The sequence below is a fragment of the Rhodococcus sp. RD6.2 genome, assembly GCF_001040705.1.
In the GTDB taxonomy this organism is placed as follows: Bacteria; Actinomycetota; Actinomycetes; order Mycobacteriales; family Mycobacteriaceae; genus Rhodococcus_G.
Map to the genome: position 1 here is coordinate 114,453 of NZ_CVQP01000003.1, position 21,186 is coordinate 135,638.

General features: G+C 66.5%; 17 protein-coding genes. 6 read left to right on the forward strand and 11 right to left on the reverse strand.

Annotated features, from left to right (window positions below; translation table 11 throughout):
* Nucleotides 1–87: 87 nt before the first annotated feature.
* Complete coding sequence (locus RHCRD62_RS05960) at nt 88–324, forward strand: hypothetical protein (RefSeq protein WP_050063788.1); 237 nt, start codon at nt 88–90, stop codon at nt 322–324.
* 67 nt (nt 325–391) lie between these two features.
* Here RHCRD62_RS05960 and RHCRD62_RS05965 read toward each other — a convergent pair whose 3' ends face one another.
* Entirely contained in the window at nt 392–670 is a 279-nt protein-coding gene (locus RHCRD62_RS05965) for a hypothetical protein (RefSeq protein WP_050063789.1), read from the reverse strand.
* Between the two features lie 226 nt (nt 671–896).
* Here RHCRD62_RS05965 and RHCRD62_RS05970 point away from each other — a divergent pair, with 226 nt between their 5' ends.
* Nucleotides 897–1,217 (forward strand): hypothetical protein, encoded by a 321-nt coding sequence (locus tag RHCRD62_RS05970; RefSeq protein WP_216596615.1) that lies wholly within the window; start codon nt 897–899, stop codon nt 1,215–1,217.
* Between the two features lie 461 nt (nt 1,218–1,678).
* On the opposite strand, the gene RHCRD62_RS05975 is transcribed toward RHCRD62_RS05970, so the two are convergent.
* From RHCRD62_RS05975 to RHCRD62_RS06000, 6 genes are all read right to left on the reverse strand, one after another.
* Nucleotides 1,679–3,031: a sigma-70 family RNA polymerase sigma factor gene (locus RHCRD62_RS05975; RefSeq protein WP_157050827.1), complete on the reverse strand. Its 1,353-nt coding sequence runs from the start codon at nt 3,029–3,031 to the stop codon at nt 1,679–1,681.
* Between the two features lie 64 nt (nt 3,032–3,095).
* Nucleotides 3,096–3,596: a hypothetical protein gene (locus RHCRD62_RS05980; protein ID WP_084734107.1), complete on the reverse strand. Its 501-nt coding sequence runs from the start codon at nt 3,594–3,596 to the stop codon at nt 3,096–3,098.
* On the reverse strand, nt 3,587–4,435 hold the full coding sequence (locus RHCRD62_RS05985; RefSeq protein WP_050063793.1) for a ParA family protein: 849 nt from the start codon (nt 4,433–4,435) through the stop codon (nt 3,587–3,589). Before RHCRD62_RS05985 ends, RHCRD62_RS05980 begins: the two co-directional genes overlap by 10 nt.
* Nucleotides 4,432–6,123, reverse strand: coding sequence for a DEAD/DEAH box helicase (locus RHCRD62_RS05990; protein ID WP_253277213.1), 1,692 nt, complete (start codon nt 6,121–6,123; stop codon nt 4,432–4,434). The genes RHCRD62_RS05985 and RHCRD62_RS05990 overlap by 4 nt, the downstream gene beginning before the upstream one ends.
* Nucleotides 6,120–12,185, reverse strand: coding sequence for an AAA domain-containing protein (locus tag RHCRD62_RS05995; protein ID WP_050063795.1), 6,066 nt, complete (start codon nt 12,183–12,185; stop codon nt 6,120–6,122). The genes RHCRD62_RS05990 and RHCRD62_RS05995 overlap by 4 nt, the downstream gene beginning before the upstream one ends.
* A gap of 96 nt (nt 12,186–12,281) precedes the next feature.
* A complete protein-coding gene (locus tag RHCRD62_RS06000; RefSeq protein ID WP_050063796.1) occupies nt 12,282–14,450 on the reverse strand; it encodes a hypothetical protein in 2,169 nt (722 codons plus the stop codon).
* Nucleotides 14,451–14,759: 309 nt separating this feature from the next.
* Here RHCRD62_RS06000 and RHCRD62_RS06005 point away from each other — a divergent pair, with 309 nt between their 5' ends.
* From RHCRD62_RS06005 to RHCRD62_RS06015, 3 genes are all read left to right on the forward strand, one after another.
* Nucleotides 14,760–16,073: a T3SS (YopN, CesT) and YbjN peptide-binding chaperone 1 gene (locus RHCRD62_RS06005; protein WP_157050829.1), complete on the forward strand. Its 1,314-nt coding sequence runs from the start codon at nt 14,760–14,762 to the stop codon at nt 16,071–16,073.
* Nucleotides 16,074–16,147: 74 nt separating this feature from the next.
* Entirely contained in the window at nt 16,148–16,810 is a 663-nt protein-coding gene (locus RHCRD62_RS06010; protein ID WP_050063798.1) for an HD domain-containing protein, read from the forward strand.
* 477 nt (nt 16,811–17,287) lie between these two features.
* Nucleotides 17,288–18,538, forward strand: a complete 1,251-nt coding sequence (locus RHCRD62_RS06015; RefSeq protein WP_050063799.1) for a T3SS (YopN, CesT) and YbjN peptide-binding chaperone 1 — start codon at nt 17,288–17,290, stop codon at nt 18,536–18,538.
* A gap of 68 nt (nt 18,539–18,606) precedes the next feature.
* Here the strand turns inward: RHCRD62_RS06015 and RHCRD62_RS26325 are convergent, their stop codons facing one another.
* The 4 genes from RHCRD62_RS26325 to RHCRD62_RS06030 all read right to left on the reverse strand — a co-directional run bounded on the left by RHCRD62_RS26325 (nt 18,607) and on the right by RHCRD62_RS06030 (nt 20,419).
* On the reverse strand, nt 18,607–18,786 hold the full coding sequence (locus RHCRD62_RS26325; protein WP_253277214.1) for a hypothetical protein: 180 nt from the start codon (nt 18,784–18,786) through the stop codon (nt 18,607–18,609).
* Between the two features lie 217 nt (nt 18,787–19,003).
* A complete protein-coding gene (locus RHCRD62_RS26710) occupies nt 19,004–19,519 on the reverse strand; it encodes a DUF3558 domain-containing protein (RefSeq protein ID WP_084734108.1) in 516 nt (171 codons plus the stop codon).
* Entirely contained in the window at nt 19,516–19,767 is a 252-nt protein-coding gene (locus RHCRD62_RS06025; RefSeq protein WP_253277215.1) for a hypothetical protein, read from the reverse strand. Before RHCRD62_RS06025 ends, RHCRD62_RS26710 begins: the two co-directional genes overlap by 4 nt.
* Nucleotides 19,768–19,909: 142 nt before the next feature.
* Complete coding sequence (locus RHCRD62_RS06030; RefSeq protein ID WP_050063802.1) at nt 19,910–20,419, reverse strand: DUF3558 domain-containing protein; 510 nt, start codon at nt 20,417–20,419, stop codon at nt 19,910–19,912.
* 163 nt (nt 20,420–20,582) lie between these two features.
* On the opposite strand from RHCRD62_RS06030, the gene RHCRD62_RS06035 reads away from it, so the two are divergent.
* Entirely contained in the window at nt 20,583–21,164 is a 582-nt protein-coding gene (locus tag RHCRD62_RS06035; RefSeq protein ID WP_050063845.1) for a T3SS (YopN, CesT) and YbjN peptide-binding chaperone 1, read from the forward strand.
* The last annotated feature ends 22 nt before the right edge of the window (nt 21,165–21,186 follow it).

The following is a 21,186-nucleotide window of genomic DNA, read 5'->3' on the forward strand; positions in this document are numbered from 1 at the left end:
CGAACGACCGGACCTCCGGTGCAGCGCAATCGAATCCCGACCAGCACTCGGGCCGCCCACACAACACAGGCACGACGAGGAGCACAGATGCTGAGCAAGGTCCACGTACGGAACGGAGTCATGGCGGCGGCCGCGTTGATCGCGGTCATGCCGGCGGTCGCGGCCTGCGGCGACAGCGAACGGTGCGCGGAGTTGCGCGAGTGGTACGACTCCGCACCCTACGACTCCAACCCCACCATCGCCCGCGACTTCCAGCGGGCGTGCAACGAGACGCCGCCCCCGGTGATCAACGGCGAGTTGGACGAGGATTTCAACTACACCTGATCGGACCGGCGGCCCACACCGGGTTCGTCGGTGTAGGCCGCCCGTCGGGCGAGGTCGCCGCCAGCGTCTACGGGCTGATCTCCCCGAGGCTCGTGACCGAGGCGGTCAGGCGATGGACCTGATTCGGGTTGGCGTGCAGGTCAACCAGCCCCTGCGCGAGATCGTGCGCCTCGTCGGTGGTCTCGCCGAGAACCCGGAGGGTGATCGCTGTCCGGTGCGCCGCTCCCCACTCGGTCTTCGGAGTGAACGCGTCGAGCCGCTCGTAACGGTCATCGAGGTCGTCCTGGGTGAGTCCGTCGAATCGCTCGGCGAGCTCGATGCTGACGATGAACTCCTGTCGGGCCACGGTGGGCTCCTCCGGTGCGTGGGGCGTGCTGTCCCGGTGAGAGTGCGGGATCGGAGGCTTGCGAGCAAGCGAAACGTGACAGCCCTGACCGCACATCCACCCCCAGGCTGGCGCGCACCGACAATCTTGTTCCCGGGCAGGTCGCGGCCGCCCGGCCGCGGTCTGGCGTTGGACCATCGGCAACGAGGTTGCTGCCGGCACCGACATCGAGCTCGACACCGTGGAGGTGGTCGAACCAAACGACGGCGAACTGACCGCCGACTTCAGCCGCCACATGATCGCCGGCTACGAACGCGGCCGCAGCGAGGCCGGGTACAACGCCACCTATTTCCGTTCGATGCTCGCCGAGATCGGCCCGGTCGCGACCGCGAAGAAGCTGCTGGCGTCGCCCACGGTGTCGGACGGCTTCGCATCGCTCTGGGAGCGCGGACGCCTCGATCTCACTGTGGAAGCGCTCGTCCTCGATCCTCGGTTCGAGACGCTGTTCGACCTCGATGAGTTGAACATCGCGCGTCGACGTCTGGAGCAGTTCGACTACTCGGCGTGACGGATCAGGCTGCTCGTGCGAACGACTTGTTACAGGCCCGCGGGATGCAGTGAACCCTAGGGTAAGCAACCGCAGAGATATTCGGCCTCCGACGACGGCGCCGATGTCGCTACAAACCTGAGGAGGTCAGGTAGCCAACGACAACGACGGCGCCGACACCAAGCTCGTCGACCTGCAGTACCGTACCCGGATGCAGATTCTCTGCAAGGTCGTCAACGATCGATCCGGCCGAATTGACTGTCCTGGAAGAAGCCGAGATCCAGTGTCGGAGGAGTTCGTCGTCGAGCGACTGTCGGCGTCGATCATCGTGGTCGTCACCGACACACCCGACCGCGTCAGTATCCGTGGCCCAGTCGTGGTTGAGAGGAACCGACCAGAAATGGTCACCGCAATCGCCTCGCCAAACCCGTCGGCATGACCGGAGACCCTTCAGAGGCCGACGTGGAGACGGTCACGGTGAGCTACTCGATCAGGTCGAGGTACGGCCACAGCGCATCCGTCAAACCGCTCTCGGTTCGAAGCCGTTTCAGTGTCTTGGCTTCGATCTGACGGATGCGCTCGCGTGTGACGCCGTAGATCTGACCGATCTCGTCGAGTGTGCGTGGTTCGCCGTCGAGGGTCCCCTCGTCGAGGCCATGCCACGGCCCTGCGTAGTTGCTGACAAACCCATGCCGCAAGGCGATTACGGCAGCCTCGCGGTCCTTGAGGCGATCGAACATCGCCTCGAATTGCCGATGCAGATCCTCGTGAAAGACGACTTCCAGACCCTCCACAGCGTCGTCCTCGATGTCGGGGTTCGGCCCACGATCCTCGTCCGGGCTCGGCACGGTCGCATTCGAATCGACCGTGTCATCCAAGCTTTCGACAGGTTGTGACCAGCTTTCGAGCATTCGCACCTTGTCGACATCCATCTCAGCGGCGATCGCAATCTCCGCGTCGCTCGCCACCCGCCCAGTGATGCGCTCACTCTCGTCACGTAATCGGCCGAGTCGGCTGACGTCTTCGACGACATGCACTGGAAGTCGCACGCTGCGCGCCTTGTCTGCTATCCCACGGGTGATCGCCTGCCGAATCCACCACGTCGCGTATGTGGAGAACTTGTTGCCCTGCATGTAGTCGAACTTCTCGACCGCCCTGATCAAACCCAGGTTGCCCTCCTGGATCAGGTCGAGCAGCTCGAGTCCGCGGTCCTCGTACGCCTTGGCGGTGTGCACCACGAGCCGAAGGTTCGCCTCGATCATGTGGTTTCGAGCGCGGACACCATCGCGAACAAGGCTCCGCATGTCCCGACGATCTGTCGATGAAATCCGCTCGCCGCTCTCCTCTGCGAGATTCAGGAGCTCCTCGGCGTAGAGGCCCGCCTCGATTCGCTGCGCCAGGTCCACCTCCACTTCGGCGGCGAGGAGGTCGATCCGACGAATGCGCTTCATGTACCAGTCGATGGCATCAGCGGAAGTCGTATCGCCGTCCGAATCGATTGCGACGGGTTCGATCATGATCCCGTGCAGTGGCGGTCGTGTGGCCCTTGATCGGACCTCCTGCACCTCGACACCCACGTCAACGAAGGACGCAACCAGTCGGTCGATTTCCGTCGTGCCGATTCCGAACCGAACGCCTCCGGGCCCGTCGCACACCACGTCAGCGCACCGCACGCGATCGTCGTCGCCTCGCGCGATGACGTGCGCACATGCCGATCCTGTTTCGGAGCCGCGGAACACGGTCAGCAACTCGACCGAACGCAGGGGCGCTCGCCGTGGGTCGGTCGGGTGTCTGAATTCCACACTCGCAGGCAGGTTCTCGCGGGTGATCCACACGTACCCGTCGTGCAGGATCAGCTGCCCGTCGTCACCGTCGAACCGTATGAACACGACTGCCTCCCTATCTGAGCACGTCGCCCTTCGTCGCCCGTGCCTGCACCCGTTCAACTATCCGATCGACGAGCCTGGACGTGGTCTTCCACCGCATCGCGGCACCGTCGTGATTCATGCCCTGCTCGGCGATGATGTCCTTGAGCTGGTCGGCATCCAGGGTGGTCAGCCGGGCGCGCAGACCCGGTTCCCCGGACACCTCGTAGACGGCGAACGGGTCCAGCAGTCCCTTGGACCGTCGTGTCCGTGGCTTCGCTGCCGCCCGTGGGCGGGCGGGCGCCGGAGTACCCGCAGCCTCTGAGTCGGCGGTGAGTGCGTCGGCGAGCGCTTTCGCGAACCGCGGCGTCCGAGCGGCCTCTGCCGCGATGACGTGCACGAGCCGCGACAGCGCTTCCCCTGCAGCCGGGTTGGCGGTGACCAATGCGACGAGTGATGTCTCCGCTTCCGTCACCGCGCGCCGACGGCGCAGCGTCTCCGCATCCAGTCCGCCACTCTGTCCGTTCATTGCCATGCCAACCGCACCTTTGTTGTCGCGATGAAATCCTGGGCCAGGTCACGCAGTGCCGCGAACTGGCCGTCGTTGCCGTACTTCTTGTGCAGCGTGCCGAAGTCCGCGTACTCGGCGGCCGCGGCGATCTGGTTCGCCTCCGGGATCAGCGACGGAAATACCATCGAGATCTGTCTGTTGCGATTCAGGTCGTCGACGGTGTTGCGGTGCACGGCGGACGCCTTGCGGTACTTGGTCACCACCACTCCGAGCTCGACGATGCTGGTTCCCCATTCGTCGGCGAACTGCCGAACCCGTTCCTGCACCGGCCCGATCCCGTACGTGGACATCACGTCCGGAATGGTCGGGATGAGGTACGCGTCCGCCAGCCGCAGCCCGTTGAGTGTCATCGCACCCAGGTTGGGCGGGCAGTCGATGAGGACGTAGTCGTAGTCGACGAGGACCGGCTTCAGTGCCCGCGCCAGGACCTCGGTTGGGCCGTCGGCGATGTCGGTGATCCGGTCCTGCAGGCCGATCAACCGGAGCGACGACGGCAGCAGGTCCACCGACGTGACGGAGGGCAGTGCCGACACCTGCCGCTGGATGAGCGTCGACACGTCCACGGGTCCGGGACGATCGCCGAGCGCAACCTCGAACAGCGTCGCGAGTGTCCCTCCCGCGGCGTCGAGTTCACCCCATCGCTGCTCGCCGATCATCATGATCGTCAAGTTCGTCTGCGGATCCAGATCGATGAGGAGTACCCGCTGGCCGAATTCCCCGGACAGCATCTCTGCGAGCGCCGCGGTCGTCGTTGTCTTCCCCACCCCGCCTTTGAGGTTGATCGTTGCCACGACGTGGGTCACGCGGACTCCCCCAATCCTTCGTCGCCGACTGCCTGCATCACCATGGCAGACAGGTCCGACAGAGCCCCTGCGACGTCAGCGGCTTCGAGTCGGGCCAGCGCCGCCGCCTCATGGGCCCGCACGTCCGACTCGGTGATGTCGAGCATCTCGGATGTCTGTCGGATCGACGCACGATTTCCTTCTCCGATCCCCAGTCGGCACAGCATCACCTGGATCTCGCCGGGTTCGAGCACCGCGAGGCACGACAGCAACAAGTCCGTGACCGCGAGGTCGGAGCTGGCCACACTCACGGTCAGGAGGGAGCGCGTCTCGCTCACCGTCTCCACGTCATCGTTGTCGGCAAGAGGCTGTGTCGCCAACTGCTCGGCGGGTTGCGGCGCCCGCGACAACCAGTCGGCGAGCAGTCCCGGCGCGTCGCCCGCATCGACGTCGACGAGGTCCGACGCGATCGTGGTGAGCTGCTCGAGAAAGGTGCCGTGTGCGCCGCGGCCCGGGTCCTCACTGCTCTCCCCGATGTAGAGCACCAGGAAGGACGCGTGACGTCCGTCCGACTTGGGGCGGACGATCCGGCCCATCCTCTGAATCATCTGCCGACGGGTCCGGCTGCTGGCCAGAATGATTCCCACGTCGGCCTCAGGGACGTCGACGCCCTCGTCGAGCACTCGCGGCGCCGCGAGTGTGGTCATGATGCCCTCTTTGAACAACCCGAGCAGCTCCGCGCGGTCGCCGGTCGACAGGTCACTCGTGTAGGGCGCGGCGACCACTCCCTGCTCGAGCAGCGCCTCCGCCGCCAGCTTGGCGGACTCCTTGGTCTCGGAGAACACGATGCTGCGTCCGCCGGTGGCGAGGACGCTGCCGATCTCCCGGAGGGTGTCCAACTTGCCCTGACTCTCCGCCAAGATCGCTCGACGGCGCGAAAACGCCTTCAGATAGCGCCGCGCCGACCACGTGGCCCGGTCTGCGCCGCCCTCGCTGAGAATCATCACGTCACGCATGAACTCGCCGAACGGCTCCTCACGGCACCCGTACTTCCGGGTCAGCGCCAACCGCTCCTTCGTGACGGTCTCGTCCAGTTCGTTGTACTCGAACTGTTCCTCTGGTGTGAACGGCACCGAAACGAGCATCACCCGCACAGGCGCGAGAATCCCGTCGGTGTGCCCACGTGGGTAGTCACAACCGGGGATGAGCGTCTCGAAGTACGGCAGCAGGTGTTCCTGGATGCCATTGTCGTTTCGCTCGAATGTCGCTGTAAGACCGATCCGTTCGTCGAAGGCGTCGCTGAGCAACCGCGAAAACGACGATGCCCCGTAGCGGTGCACCTCGTCCGCCACCAGAAGCGCCGGCCCGTCGGGCATGGGCGCACCGGACCCGATCGCGGACTGGACCGTGCTCACCAGGATGTCGACGCCTGCAAAACTGTCAGTCACGCCCGCTCCGCGGCGCCCGACCCGAGCATTCGGGACCGCCCGGCGGATCGCCTGGTACCACTGCTCGAGCAGCGCCACCCCCGGCACCACCACCAGCACGGTCCGTCCCCGATCGACCGCATCCGCGGCGGCGGTGATCCCGACCGCGGTCTTGCCCGTTCCCGTGACGGCCTCGACGACACCCCTACGTCCGGCCGCGACCCACCTGTCGAATGCCTCCTGCTGCCATGCCCGCAGTTCGAAGCCGCCGACTGCGCTCATCGGCGCACCCACCTCATGCCATCTGCGCCGTTCTCCCTGCGAAGCACGGACTCTCGCTCGAGTTCGGCGAAAATCGGCTCCAGTTCGGTCTCGGTCAGACGGGTGATCTGAACGGCTCGAGCAAGGGTGACCGGCGCGCTCCACGAGGCCGCCTGCAAGATCCTCTTCGCCGACGGCGGCTGCGCGCGAGGGAGTGTGGTCGCCGTGGACTGAGCGCTGGACTCGGTCGTCGGCTCGGCCAAGCCGCGGGTCGTCGACTCGTCCGAGTCGTTGGTTGGCGGTTCCGGCGAACGATTTGCTGACGCAAGTCGGTACGCGCCGTCCGAATAGGTGATCAACCCGTCGACCGCGAGTTGGTCGATCCTGGGTCCGAGCTTGATGGTGTCACTTCCGGCTGCGCGCCAGAGCACCCCGAACTTGGCTGGACCCCGTTCGAGCACCTGGAGGATCTTCGCCTCGGCCGACCCGGGACGCACGGTCGCACCGCGCGGGGCGCCCGCTCCGGACTGCGCTGGTGCGCCTCGTTCCGCCTCGTCGGAGGCGTCCTCCGGTAGCAAGAGATGTTCTCCGGTCCGAATGAGTGAACCGGTCTCGACGAGAATTTCTGATGCCTCGCGGACCTTCGCACCGGAGACCCTCAGGTGTCTCTCCAGCGTTTCCATGGTTACCGGCCCCCGCTTGGCCTCCGCAAGGATGAGCTGTTGGAGCAGGCGAGGCGACACCTCGCGATCACCGGCGCGTTCGTCATCGGCCGGTGCAGCTGCGCTCCTGCCCACAGATCTCTCGTGCCCTTCATTCAGCCCGCTCGACCGTCCGGCATCGTCGTCGCGTGGGATTGCGCTGCGCGGCATGATCTCCCATGCCGACGCCGACGCCGAGCCTCCGCCGCCATCCCCCACCTGGTTGTCCACCGGGAGTGGGTGCGTTGTCCGGGGCGGCGATGCGGCCGACGAATCGGTCCCAGCATGCTGAAGGATATTCGGAGACGGTGTCGGGAGCGGGTCCACACTCTTGGGCTCCGGCGTTCCCATCCTGTGCGGCATTACCGGAACCAATGCTGGATCGACGGTTTCCCACGCAGACGCCGACACGGCGACGCTCGCCGTCGTCGACTCGGCCTCGACTACCCCGACCGTCGATTCGGGTTCGTCCACCGTCGCTGCAGCGGTCTCGACCGGCGACACCTGCTCGCTGGCCGCGAACCCGTCGAACAGTGAGGGCGGCTCGTCCACCTCCAGCTCGTCGAACAGCGAGAGCGGCTTGTGCTGCGCGAACTGGTCGTACCAACCCGCCGACTCACCGGCCGTTGACGTATCCGAACTCGCGGAGACTGTGTCACCACCCGTCGCAGGGACGGGCCCCGTACCTGCCGTCGACACCGTTCGCGGGTGCGCTGTCTCGGCAGCGGCCTCCGCCTGCTCGTCCGGAATCACCGTCCACCCACCGAGGCCGGCATGCGCTCCTGCACCGCTGTCGGTGTGCTCCTCGGGATCCGTCGTCTGCCCCCGAACCAGAGCGAGGTCGGATTCTCGTTCATCGGGCTCAGACATCGTGGAGACGTCGTGCACCGAAACCACGACGGGCTCGCGCTCGGCGACAACTCCCGCCTGCTCCGCAAAGGTCGCGATATCGGCGATCTGCTCGACCTTCACGACCGGAGGAGTTGGCACCCAGTCGTCGGGCTCGTCCGACTTGGACTCGTCGTCGATCAGTACCGCCGGCGTCCACGTGGGGCCGGTATCCGGGCGTGCGCCGTCCAGGATCGTCGGCGCGATGCCGCGGCGGTCGAGCTCCGCCCACAGCCCGCTCAGCGCGCCGACCGGGTCGAGGTAATACGCCGATTCCCGAATCCGCCAGAACTCCCACCCGCACCGCTTGAGTTCGCGTTCACGCTCGAGGTCCCGTGCCCGCTGCTCTGGCGTGGTGTGGAAGGCGTCGCCGTCGCACTCGACTGCGAGCCGGCCTGCACCGCCGGTCACGACCAGGTCGATGCGCCGGCTGTTCACCTCGACCTGCGGGTTGACGTGGTACCCGCGGTCGGTGATGTCGAGAAAGACGCGCTGCTCGAAGAGACTGTCGAATGCGACATGCCGGTCGTCGCGGGTGACGCCGACGGGCATCGGGTCGGCCGGGGCCGGCGAGGTCGACAGCATGTAGGTCAGCAGTGAATGCCGAAGGTCCGTCTCCCGCAACGAGTCCGCGGTCACGGAATGGAACAGCCACAGCTGGTCCTGCGCCCGCGACGCGGCGACGTTGAACGCACGCTGCGCCTTGTTGTCGGTCCGCGCTGCCACCCGCTGACCCGGTGCGATCACCATCGACAGGAAGACGACGTGCCGTTCGTCGCCCTGGAAGTCCGGTGGTGTGCCGATCCGCAGGCGGCGCTCGTCCCACTGTTTGCCGTCGAGCCGCTCGAGCAGTTCGTTCCGGATAACGTCGACCTGCGCCTGCCCCTGCAGCACCACGACGCCGAACGTCTTCCCGTTGTACGCGGGATCATCCAGGCAGGCTTCGATCGCGTCCGCGATCGCCAGTGCTTCCGGCCCGTTGGCCAGCTTCGCATCCCGCCCGGTGACCACACCGCCCTCGACGTATGAGGTACGCAGCGGCTTCAGGCGATCGGATCCGAACTGCCGCAACGGAACCAGAGGGGCATCTCGATAGAACTGGTTGCTCGACCAGGTGATGATCTCGGGCATGCAGCGGAAATGCTCGCGGAGCCGAACAACCTGACCGAATCGGGTGCGCAACATCGAGAACAGGCTGTCGCGCGGGGTCAGGCTGGCACGCAGGTACTCCGGCATGTCCGGCAGGTATGTGTCGAGCCGCTGGAACACCGCGTCGAGCGCGCCCGACGCGACCTCACTCGGCGCACACTGCTTGTCGTCGCCGACGACGATCACCCGGGGCGCAAGCCACAGGAGGAACAGGCTGGCGATGTCGGCCTGGCTGGCCTCGTCCACGATCACCACGTCGAATGCACCGGGTTCCGCCGGAATGGACGCGAGCACCTGCTGCAACGGCATCACCCATGCCGGTACCGCACCCTGCGCCACCTGCATGGCAGACCGCGCCGCCGAGCGGTACTGCTCGGCGTACTTGCCGGTGCCCTTACCGATGTTCGCGACCTGCCCGCGATACGCCTGCAATGCCTGCACCTGCTCTGCCGTCATCCGCTCCAGGCAGCCTCGCCACGCCCGCTCGGCGGCGAGCTGTGCAGTAAGACGTGAGATTTCGGCCTCGACCTGCTCCAAGTCGGATTCGAGGCGGCGGTCCAGACCTTCCTCGTGGTGGGCCAGCACCCACTGCTGCGCGCGGCGCCACGCCCACGCCTCCTCGAACTCGGAGACGCGAACGAACCATCGCTCGTCCGACGCGGTGTCGGCGACGAGCGAAGCCAACGCAGGCGCGGAGTCCACCAACTGTCGTCGAAGACTCTCCAGCAGCTCCTCGTCGGCCTGGACGGCCCGCGCATGCTCCAGAGCGGAGAGCGCAGCCTCGATGCCCGCGTAGTCGCCTGCACCGACGGCGCCGACGAGCGCCCCGCTCTCCGGGGACGGCGCAGACGCGAAGCACGCCGCCACCGACTCCCCCAATTCCTGCAATGCGGTGCGGGCTGCGTCAGTGTCGGACCGTGCCGCGATCGCCGCTGCAGCCGCGGCGATCGCTGCCGCCTCCGTGACGCTCCGGACCGGAGGCGCCATCGGGTGAATTGACCTCAACGCATCCGTGATCGAGTTCACCTGTTCGACAAGCGCATTCACGATCCGGATCGAGTACTCCACGTTGCCGAGCGCATTGACCTGCGCCCCACGCGATCCGGCGGTGTCAACGGGTACCCCGAGGTCGGCGAGGAGGGCGGCCGCCCGCTGAACGGAGTCCAGCGCCCGGAGGTGCTCCGCGACCACCCGCATCGATTCCGTCGTCGTCGCCGGCTGTCCGTCGACGGTTGCGACAGGCCCGAGTGCCTCCACCGCTTTCTGCTGGTCACTCTTGCGGAACCGGCCACGCCATTCGAGCCCGCCGTGCATCGCCAACGCCATCGCGCCGTACACGTCGAGTGCGTGTCGGTTCACGACCGGCACATCCACCGTCCGCTGCCCCACGAAGGTGTCGGAGTGAACGGCGAGTTCCAGAAGCCCGGGAAGGTCGGCGGTCTTCGACCACAGGTGCCCGACGGCGCCGGACAGTACCGCGTCCGCCGCGGCCTGGATGGCCGTGGACTGGCGTCGGATGTCGCCGACCACTCCCTGCAGTCGCTCGCACCGCGATCGGACGTCGGCCAGGACGTGTGGCGACGCGCTGGCCAGCGCCGACATGAGCCACGCTGCTTCGGGACGCACGTCCTGCGGTGCGGCACCCGCCCGCGCGCACAGCTGCTGCAGCGCTGCAGCAGTCGGCAGTACGCCGTCGATCCGCGGCAGCGCCTGCTGCAGGCGTTGCCTCCGCTCGGGCGTCGACCTCGCGGTCAGCTCGATCGTCGCCTGCAACTGCGCACAACCGATCCCCGGCTCGGCGGAGTGCAGCGGTCCGGCCAGCCACTCGTAGCGGTCGGCGCGCCGGGTGACGTCGCGGACAATGGACGCCGCGGTGCCGGCGTACCCGGCGGCGATCTGGGGATGAACGAAGGTTTCGGCTTCCCGGAGCGATCGGATGCGCTCCGTGATGGCGGTACGTCGGCTCAACGCCTCGTTGCGCCGAGCAGTGAGGTCGTCGATGCGCGCGCCGGTGGCGGCGGCGTTGTACGACGACTTGCGAGTGGCGATCTCGGCGACGCTGCGGTTCAGCTCGGCCGACCCCCCGCGTCCGACATCGGTGATCGCGACACACAGCTCCTGCATCTCCTTGGGAAGCTTGTCCCGAAGCACCCGAAGCGCCTGCGCCTTCTCGCTGGTGACGAGGACGCGCTGACCTTGAGCGAGCAACGCGGACACCAGGTTTGCGATCGTGTGCGTCTTGCCGGTTCCGGGCGGACCCTCGACCACCACCCCGCTGTCACGGGCGAGTCGCGCGATGATCTCCCGCTGCTCCGGGTTCGCGGGCAGCGGGAACAGCGGATCTTCGGCAAGCGTCGCGGACGGCGAGGAACCGGCACGGTCCAGCCAGTCCACCCTGTCGTCCGGTTCGATGGCCTCGACGAGCTGCGCCAATCCGAGCGGCACCGGAACACTGTCGCGTTCGGCTTCGGCGATCATCCTGTCGTAGTACTCGACGAGCGCGAAGGCGCCCCGCTTGCGGAGCACCAACGCCGGTGCGGCGACCAACGTCCGGCCCGAGCCCGGATCATCGGATTCGCCCTCGACCTGGACCGGCACCGTCAGCGATCGTGTGGCCCAGGCCTTCAGGAACACCGGGATAGCCATGTCGATCGGCGAGGACAGGTCGTGCAGCTCGTCCTGCAGGGCACGCGAACCGGTGGGATCGAAGATCGGCAAGCCCGTCAGCAGTTGCGTGTCCTCGAGACGCGGTGTGGTCTCTACGGCCAACCGGACCAGCAGATCCCCGGACGACTCGTCGCGTTCGATCGTGGCGGGCTGGGTGAGGATGTGCGTCCGGACGGGCTCATTCCCGTCGGTCGCAGCCAAGGAGAGTAGGCCTGACGCGACGACCAGCTCGATGGATTCGGGTCGCGCGCCGAGTTCCTGCATCGCCCGCTGTAGCGAGTTGTTCAGTTGCCAGACCGGTCGCCGTTCCCGGTCCGTCGCCGCCCACGTTCGCCACTCCACGAGCCAGTCACCGAATGCGGTGGCACTGTCGGTGGCCTCGGCGTCCAGGGTCGGCGTCGCAGCCGAGTCGGTGACATCCCCGCGAACGTGGCCGCGCAGGTGAGCCGGAAGCTCCGGAGGGTCGGCCAGCATGACGCGTCGCGATCGGAGCACCACGTCACCGGCCGCCCCGTCCCGGACGAGTGCGACCTCGACGGCGTCCCCGGACAGCCACACCACGTCCTCGTGCCGACGGTGGTCCAGAACCGGTTTGCTGCGCGACTTCACGAGTTCCCGAAGGAACCGCATCAGCCTCTGAACCCGGTCCTTGAGGTGGGGATCGTCCTCCCTGTTCACGGCGTTGTCCCTCTCAAATCCTGGTTAGCTGCGCAATATTGAAGTACAGGGTAGGGACTCGGCGCGACACGCCCGGGCCGACCCCCAGTGAACGAACTACCGGAACAGACCGAGCAGGTCCCATCGGTCGCGGCCATATCGGACTCGCGCGGGCTCGATCGCGTGGTGGCCTGTGCGCTGACGGCTCGGATCCCGTGCCACCCAGGCATCGGTGGCTCGCCGAATCCCGTCAGCAACATCCTTGGACGGAAGGATGAACACCGCCGGCGGACTGAGCCACAGGTCGACGAAGGCCCAAAATCCGGCCCCGGTGTCGTCGGTACGGGGATCCTCATCGGTTTTCGACGCCTGCCAGGTTCCATCCGTGCGGGTCTTCACCCGCACCACCACCGGGTCGTGGCCACGCACGGTCACTCGAACCGCTGTGCGACGCGTCCCCGTCACCCGTGTTGCGGAGGCGCCGCGATCCCGCACCTGCTCGATGAACCAGGCGATTCCCCGGTCGGCGGTGGTCGCCGTCGAGGGACCGGCGTTGCTCGGTACCGTCTCTGGCTGCCGGCGCGGCTGTGGAGTTGGCACTGCAACGCCGCGAACCGCGTCGAGCGGACGGCTGGTGCCGTCGTCGAGCGTCCACGACGTCCAGCCGTCCACCGGAGGCACGGCGCCCGGCTCGATTCGTTCGATGACGGCGGCGGCCGCGGCCGCGGGGCCGGGGAAGCGGCGGCCCTCCAGTTCCCCCTTGGCGATCTCGGTGGCTCCGGTGATCGGATCACAGACCGCGATCGTCCGGAATCCAGCCCAATCGAGATACACACGCCAGCTGCTGCCCACCTGCGCATTGCGGATCACGGCAGTGTCGGCGTTGGCCTTCGGATTCGGGGGCGAAGCCGGCTGCACCCGAACCGATTCCAATGGCACGTCGGATGGGCGTGCCGGCACGGTCGCGACGGCACTCGGCAGCGCCACCGCCAGCGCGACTTCCCTGTCCGGCGTCACCGACGGACTCGTGACCGAACGTGGCGCACCGTCCGAGACGATAGTGCCGTCGCGGCGCTCACTGTCGCCTGTGTGCACCGCTTCCCACAATTCCGCGAGTCGCGGCCTCGACAGCTTCTCCAGTGGCGTGCCGGCGATGGCCGCGACGAGCGCGCTGACACCGGTATCGCCAGAAATGGTCACGATCTGTTCCACCGCGCGCACCAGATCGATACGCCGTTCCTCTGGTTCCGGGTGCACACCTCCGACCGCAACCCAGGCCGTTCCCATCCACGCCCAGGTGAGACAGGGATCGTCGTCGAGTGCGTCGAGTTCGTCGGCCATCTGTTCCATCCGGCCGATGTCACCGGCGGCGCCATTCGCCGCTGCAACGGAATCGAGGATCTCCTGCGCGGTGGCGACCCCTTCGAGCCGGTCGAGCGCCTCGAGGAAGTCGTCCCGCAGGGTCATCGGTTGCTCGGGGAGAGGCCCCGGATTCAACAGTGCTGCCAACGATTCGAACTCGGCACGACGACCCGGACCGAAGTAGACAACGTCGGGATGAGCCGAGAAGTTGTCAGGGAGATCGCCACAGCCCTCGACGCGAATGTGTACCGCGCCGTCCGCCTCGTCGCGGCGAGGCGGTAGCACCGTGCAGGCACGAACAGCGCTACGGGGTGCGCGGCGGGGACTGGTGGGGAATGGATAGTCGGAGACACGCTCCCGCGTGATCCACACGTGAGTGGCGTCGACGATCACCTCGCCGTCGATTCCGGTGAACCACAGGACCGAACCGTGCGACGCCGTTGCAGCATCGTCGGCGGGGTCGTCGACTGTCTCTGTCGACTCGACGTCGTCCAGCAGTTCGAGGAAATCCGGAAGCAGATCCGGACCGAAGCCCTGCCGCCGCGCGGCACGGAGGATGCGCGCGTAGAGGACATCCAGTGCGTCAGGGTCTGCGGTCAGCGTGTCGAACACTTCCCGGTCGAACCGGCCCCCGTTCGGCCGACTTCCGTCGAGGTTGGCCATCTTGGCGAGGATGCTGGTGTTCGGTCTCCGGAACAGGCGGGCAAGCTCGGGAACAGGAAACGGCGCCCGAGTCGCGGAACTGCTTCCGAAGCGACTGTGGTCGACAATTCGCATCGCGCACAGGCACACCACGACTTCGGACGGGATGAAATTGACCTGTCGCCCGACACTCGGATCGACACGGTCTGCAACAGAACCCCACGCGTCGTCGAGTTCCTCATCGGTTGGCTCGAGGAAGCCCGCGAGCCCGTTGGCCACCACCGCTGTCTCCCTTCATCCCTCCACGGCTACGGAGTGACGGCCAGGGCTGGCCTCCTCACGCTTCACTGAGGTTAGCCGAGGCAACCGACAGACCCGACCGCTATCGGTCGACTGAATGACGCCACTGCCGTCGCTCGAATCGGAAGGCGCGCAGGCGCGGGAGTCCAGGCCACAGATCGATCGCTGATGCCGAGCTGCCCTGTCACGAGGTCGAGGGAGGCACGGCGGCTCCTCGTTCCGAAATCGACGCGCACCCTGTCGGGGCCGCGCGATAACGTCGACGCGACGTCCGGGGTGAAGGAGTGGCCGATGTCCGATGGAGGCGAGTTCGACCGCGCGGTCGATGAGGCGTGGCGGGAGTTCCGGGGCGCGTTGGCGGACCGGTTGGCGGCAATTAGCGGGGACGAGGTGCTCGTCGTCGGCGCGCTGTCCGCGGATCGTGAGTCGCTCCTGGTGACGTTGGAGTACTTCCTGACAGCCGAACGCATCGTGTGTTCCGCCCAGCAGGATGCGCTTGCCGATGACCATTCACTGTTCGACCTGGTGTGTGCGGACGGCTGGGTCGAAGACGGCCGGCCGGACCGGTTCTTCCTGGAGGTTCCGCTGCATCAGGTGGATCGGACGGCCGCTGCCTCGGTGACGGTATTGCGGGAGGTGGCCGGTATCGCCCACCCGAGCTTCGTGGAGGCCCGAACCTCCGATGGTCCACTCGAACTCACGCGGGCAATGTCGCAGCCGCCGATCGAATCCGACACGTGGGAACCGCCCGATGTCGAGTTCCCTCGCGATCCGGAAGAGCTGCACGCAGCGGTCGGGAGAGTTCTCGCGGGCCATTTCGGCGCCGCACCCACCACCGATGACGACGGCGACTTCGTGATCGCCCTCGACGGGTTCACCTCCTACGTCATCCCGCATGGCGGGCGCCCGCAGGTGCGGATCCTGGTGCCGTTGCTGCAAGACGTCACCGGACTCACCCGCGCCTCGGAGGTGCTCACCGAACTCAACTCCCGGTACGCGTTCATCCGGCTGACACTCGCGTCCGATCAGGTCAACGCGATCATCGACCTGCCCGCCTCGCCGTTCTCCGGTGTGCACCTGTGCGATCACCTCGACCTCATGGAGGACTTCCTGCAGCGCCTCGACGAGAGGTTCGCGGAACGCCTCGGCGGCCGGTACTGCAAACACACCGCCGCCGATGATGACAGCGCACCCGTGCCCGAGGGCAGCGAAACCGACGACGACACAGGCCTGCCGCCGAGCCTGCTGACCCTGATCCAGCTCGACGCGAGCGGCGCCGGCGCCCTCGACCCGGACGAGGTCGCCGAGGTCTGCGGCCATGACCGCGACGCGATCCTCGACTACCTGCGTATCTGCGAAGAGCAGGAGATCGCCTGGAATCGGTCGGCCGATGACGCCTCCGCCGCGGACAACCGCGACGAGTTCGACATCTGCATGCACGAGGCCGGCGCCTGGCAGCGAACCGTCGGTGCGCTGCGCGCGGCACTTAGGATCGTCACATTGCCGCACACACCACGTGCACACACGGCGCCGCAACGACATTCAGCGCGGCCGCGGCAGGGCGAGCTGTTCGAACACCCCGACCAGCCTGGCCTGTTCGACTGACGTTCAGCCAATCGACGCAAGGAGAATCACCCCTGACCTCCATCCACGCGCTTGCGCGCCTGCCGCTCCACGAGATGGATTCGGCACTGCTCACCGTCGAGCTGCTCGAGGGTCATGGTGACCCGATCCCCGCCGCGATCCGCGTCGCTGCCTACGTGCACCGCACCGACACGCGGCCAGTCGGGCCCGGCACGGAGCCGTACACCGCGCACCCACTACGGAACGCCGTGCGGCTCGCCCGCCACGGATGCACCGACCCCGCCGTGCTCGCTGCCGCAGTCCTGCACGACACCGTCGAGGACCACGCGACCGAACTCGTCGCCCTCGCAGGCGGCGACGACCCGAGCACCGAACGCGCACTCGATGCGATCCGCGCGTGGTTCGGCCCCGACGTCGAACGGATCGTCGCCGCCGTCACCAACCCACCGACCGCACCCGGACTGGACCCTGCGGCCAAACGGGCCGCCTATGCCGCGCACGTCGAAACGGTGATCGGCGATCCCCAGGTTCTGCTCGCCAAGTTCACGGACTACATCGACAATGCCGGGAGCCTCGGCGCCATCACCGATGGGACCAAGCGCCGAAGGCTCGCTCTCAAGTACGCGCCACTCGTGCCGGTGTTTGCCGCCGCCCTCGAGCGGCACCGCGACGCGCTCTCGCTGTCACCGACCGGGGTGGCGGGGATGCGCGTCGAGCTCGACATGGTCGCCGAGGTCCTCGTCAGGGCCGGCGCCTGAGCTGACCACCGGGCGAGTCCTCGTCATGTCGGCATCAAGGTCCGGCGGAGACCGCCCTGGCGCACGGCCTCACCAAGTACGGGGCCTGCTCCTCCGACACGAACCGGCCGAGTTTCGTGGTGCAGAGTGATTCACGAGTAGTCACCTGCTCGATCGGCATCGTGCCATCACGACCCCGAACCATCGCCCGCCACAGCCAAACTCACGCGCTTCCTGCCTGGCAGTCGCAGACGTCCCAGATCGTTGCGATCGCGTCCTGCGCCTCGCGCCCTCCCACAACGGCGGATTCCTGGTCGTCGAGCACTGCGGTGACGTCGTGGCGCGCAGTCCGCACACGTCACCGCCCACCGATCGTGCACTCTGAATCCGGAGTGCCCATGCCGATCTGCCCCGCGGCTCGGGGATCGCGAACTTGGAAGACAACTCTGTCGGTGCCTCCCCGTACCGTCTCCACCACACGGGAGGCAGGGGGCACACATGATTCAGACGAACACCTTCGACGGCGCAGTCGAGCAGTCGTGGCGGGAGTTCCGCATCGAGTTGGCGAATCAGCTGGCTTCGATGGATCGCGACGACTACTTCATCGTCGGAGCGGCGTCGGCAGATCTCACCTCCCTGTCCGTCACGGTGGACTACCAGGTGTCGGATGAGCACCTCGTGTGTGTCGCCCGATGTGCCGGACTTGCGGTCGACCAGGCGCTGCTGGGCAGGGTCCACGGCCAGGGCTGGTTGCCGACGGGCGAACAGGACTCGGTCCGCACAGACATGCCCCTGCGATTCGCTGACCGCGCCGCCGTGTTGTCGGCAGAGTTTCTCCGTCAGGTCGGTGGCATCCAACATCCCTGTTTCGTCTACGCCCGCGATTCGGAGGGACCGGTCGCCCTGCGCTCCCGATCGGCGGACGTTCCACTCGAAGCAGTGGTGCCGACGCCTCCTCAGGTCGAGTTCCCGACCGACTACGACGAGCTGCACACCGCGATTTCCCTTGCACTGGAATGGAAGTACGGAACCCCTCCGGTCACCGACGAAGGAGGCGATTTCGTCCTCACCCTCGGCACCATGCAGGCGTTCGTGCTGCCGGATCCGGAACGCCCTCAACTGCGCATCCTGGTCCCACTGCTGACCGGTATCACTGGCCGCACTCGTGCAGCCGAGGTGCTCGCCGACCTCAACTCCGAGTACCGGTTCGTGCGCCTGACGTGGGACGGCGATCAGGTCGACGCCGCCATCGACCTTCCCACCTCACCGTTCTCCGCGCAGCAGCTCAGCGATCAACTCGATTGCATGGCAGCATTTCTCGACACGATCGACGAAGAATTCGCCCAACGATTCGACGGAGAGCTCACCCGTACGGACGACGAGATCGACGAACCGGAGCCCGATCTGCCGGCGGGACTCCTTGCACTCCTACACCTGGACCCGGGTAGCGGCGGGGCCCTCGACTCCGAGCAGGTCGCGACGGTGTGTGGATTCGACCGCGACACCATCCTCGAATATCTCCACATCAGCGAAGAGCAGGAGATCGCCTGGTACAACTCCTCGAACGAAGCCCGCGATGCGGGCGACCTCGAGGAGGCCGACGCCTGCGCCCACGAATCCCACGGATGGGAACGAACCGTCACGTCACTGCGCGAAGCGCTGCGAGTCGTCACCCTCGGCGTTCACCGTCGGCCTCAGCAGATGAAGCTGTTCGACACCCAACCCGACCAGCCCGACCTGTTCAGCTGACAACGCTTCATCGCGCTCCGCGGAACCAAGCGGATCTGTCGTGCTCCACCGGAGCAGCCCTTGGTCTGTCAGCTCGCGCCGGGGATCCCGCGGAGGAGGTCGGCATTCGATTGTTCCGTTGCGTCGTAGCGCGCCTGAATCTTCTGGAACACCGCTTGCATCGCCTGCACTTCGGCGATGTGATCGGCCAAGGCGTCGACCATCGAGTAATCACCGCCGACGGCCTTCTTGCCGAACTTCTCTGCCAATGCGATTCCGCTGGGAAACGTCCCCATTCCCTTAACAGCTCCCAGCCAGAACACCTCTTTTCTCAATCCCTCCAACTTCCCGACCAGATCTCGACAGTGCTGCGCGCACCGGGCCGCGACATTTCCGTCGAGGGACAGTTCGCCCGAGTCAACCGCTGCGCCCCAACTCAATCCAAGTCAACGGACTTGGTTCCGGCATTTCCGATCGTTCCTTTCGCTATTCCGGTAGATACGGGAGGAGTACCCGGGTCCCATCAAGAGCGAGTGCGCACGGGTCTCCCGGCCGGCCTACAGGGAGAGTCGCCGATATCAGCACAGTTCCGGATCCGGACGGCGTTGCGACGTAGCAGCGATCGTCGCTCCCACCGCTAGCGGACCCGAACCGAATCGCACTCCTGCCTGGAACCTCGACCGGCTCGAATCCCTTGAACTCCGGGTTTCGTCGAACGTCGCCAAGTGAGTAGTTCGTCGCAGCGACGCCGAGTGCGTAGGACGGGCCATCCCATTCGCAGATACTCCACCCCGGTTGCTGGACCCCCAGAATTTCTCGCGCCTCAGTCGCAGGATCCATCCCCGCAGCACGCACCGCGTCATCGGATAGGTCGTCACACGGATTGAACTCCGGCTGGCTCGCCGTCGGGTCTTGAGGCTTGGCCTCACCGGCGACAGTCCCACACCCGGATGCCAAGGCTGCCGCGCAGACCATCACCCCGACAACCGCTTTCGCCCTCATCCGCCCACCTCAGGATCAATCGCGGCAAGTGCCTGCGCCCCACGCTCATCCGTCGCCACGTACTGCGCTTCGATCCGCAGAAACACGTCTCGCATCGCCTCAACCTCGGCAATGTGGTCCGTCAGCGCCTGCACCATCGAATAGTCGCCGCCGACAGCCTTCTTGCTGAACTTCTCTGCCAGCGCTATTCCGCTTGGGAAGGTGCCAAAGCCTTTGATCTCGCCGAGCTGGCGCGCAAGATCGCGCATACTCGCCAGCTTCGCAATGAAGTCTGTGCAGTGGCGTGCGCATTGTTGTGCAGTCCCGCGTTCGAGTGTGAGGTGCCCCTGGTCCACGGACTCTGCCAGCGAACTCCAGGAATCGGTCTTCCCGTCTGTCATTGATCACGCCTCACTTCGACCAGTACGGCATGAATCGAACGACAGCATCTTCAGCGAAGCGACATACATTCGGATCCGACCCAGTGATCATCGATGCCGCCACCATAAGAAGCCCGGCGGGGCGTTCGACGGCCGCGTAGCAGATCTCACCTTCTGCAAACGCCCGGTGTCGAAAGGTCAGCCCTGCGCTTCCATCAAGTTCGATCTCCTCGAACCCGACGTAGTCGGGGTGGCGCCGGACGTCGTCGAGGGTGTAGTTGCTTGCATACGCCGAAAGCGTCACAGACTCGCCGCCCCAACCACACAGATTCCACCCGGGCTGATGAACCCCCAGAATGTCCCGGCCCTCGGTGGCCGGGTCCATTCCCACTTCACGAAGCGCCTCGTCAGGAATGTCCTCGCACGGGTCGAAGGCCGGGTCGCTGGCGGTCGGATCCTCCGCCTCGGCCTGCCCGCTGACGGTGCCGCATCCGGAAACGAGCGCCGCTGCGAACAACATCACCCCGATGGTCGTTCTCATGTTCTTCTCCCCCTGCAGAACGTGCGCACACTGTATCTAGACGCAGCCGGCGACCTGGGGGTTCCGTCTGTCACTCGGCAAGCTTCTGTTCACCGGCTCGCGCTACGGTGGGTGGCGCCCCGACCGGGTGATAAACACACGTGTGACCAGCAAAAGAGGAATGATGACCGACCTGAACGACCAGCCGCTGCAGTTCGATGGCGCTTTCGCGATCGCGACGGAGGATCGTGAGCAGTTGCATGCGCTGACGGTGCGGGCTCTGACGGAGTTCCTCGGCGAGGCTCCCGAGACCGACGAGGACGGCGACGTCGCGATCCCCGTGCACGGGTTCGGGCTGTTCGTGACGGTCGCGGAGGATGCGCCGCAGCTGCATGTGTGGGCGTCGCTGCTGGACGGCGTGACGGATCGCGCGAAGGCCGCCGAGCAGCTGATCGAGTTGGCGCATGAGTGGCCGCTGCTGCGTTTCGTGATCGACGGCGAGCACCTGCTGGTGTCGACGTTCGTCGATGCCGATCCGTTCGCGCCGCAGCATCTGCTGAACGTCGTCGACGAGTTCCACGATCTGACGCACGACCTGGATGACGACTTCGCGGACCGTTTCGGTGCGACCCTGGACTGCGATGCCGACGACGTCACCTACGCGGGTGTGTGCGGCGGCGGGGGCTGCGGCGACGACTGCGCGTGCGGGCACGACGACGCCGGTGACCTCGGCGAGACGATTCCCGTCGGCGTCCCGAAGGTCTGACACCCGAACACCCCGAAGGCCC